This is a genomic window from Labrenzia sp. ATLA3 (assembly GCF_057180185.1).
The window spans coordinates 1-984 of sequence record NZ_JBXUKV010000020.1; the positions used below are offsets into that span (position 1 = coordinate 1).

A 984-nucleotide genomic window follows, 5' to 3' on the forward strand; every position below is an offset into this window, starting at 1 on the left:
GACACCGTTTCCTACTCCGTCGATGATGACCGCTTCACGGTGGACGATAACGGAGTTGTCCGTGTTGCAGACGGTGCAAGTTTCGATGCGGAGACTGAGGGTTCCATTGATATCCTGGTGACGGCAACCTCTTCCGACGGTTCGACCTCGCAAGAGTCCTTCACCATTTCCGCTTCCGATGTGAATGAAACCTCTGTCTCCGCTGTCACTGACGTTGATGCAGCAGCGAACGGGTTTGCCGAAGATGCCACAGAAGGCACCGTGGTGGGTATCACCGCCCAGGCAATGGATGCAGACGCAACCGACACGGTGACCTATTCGGTTTCCGATGACAGGTTCACTGTTGGTGACGACGGGGTGATCACGGTGGCAGCCGGTGCGACTTTCGACTACGAAAGCGAACCGACCATCAAAGTTGCCGTCACAGCTACGTCTTCAGACGGGTCCACGTCTCAGGAAACCTTTGAACTGGCCGTTTCTGACGTCGCAGAAACCTATCAACTTGCCGAAGGCCAGACGACCTTCACCGACACCGGCGTTGCCGAGACATCGATCACCGGCAACGACAGCGCGGATACCATCACAGCCCATGACGACGGCAGCACCATCTACAGTGGCGCCGGCGACGACACCATTTACGGCGGTGCGGGTGACGACACGATCCTCTTCGGCGAAGGCGCCGATGTCGTCTACGGTGGGGCCGGTGACGATTTCATCGACGATGAACGCGGCTCACAGCCCAATACAGGAGACAACTACCTGGATGGTGGTGACGGCAACGACACCATGTACGGGGGTGGCGGCAACGATACGATGATCGGCGGTGCTGGCAACGACACTCTGCGCGGTGAAGGTGACGACGACACCCTGGACGGCGGAGACGGCGACGACATCCTCGTAGGTGGGGTTGGTGACGATAGTATCGACGGCGGCAGCGGCAATGATGCGGTTTACTATTCGGGGAACCGTTCCGACTATGACATC

1 protein-coding gene is annotated in these 984 nt (G+C 58.4%); it reads left to right on the top strand.

Features of this window, described 5'->3' with window-relative positions; genetic code table 11:
• The coding region (locus AC2A6O_RS29020) for a calcium-binding protein (RefSeq protein WP_498932176.1) at positions 1–984 on the top strand (984 nt) is incomplete at both ends.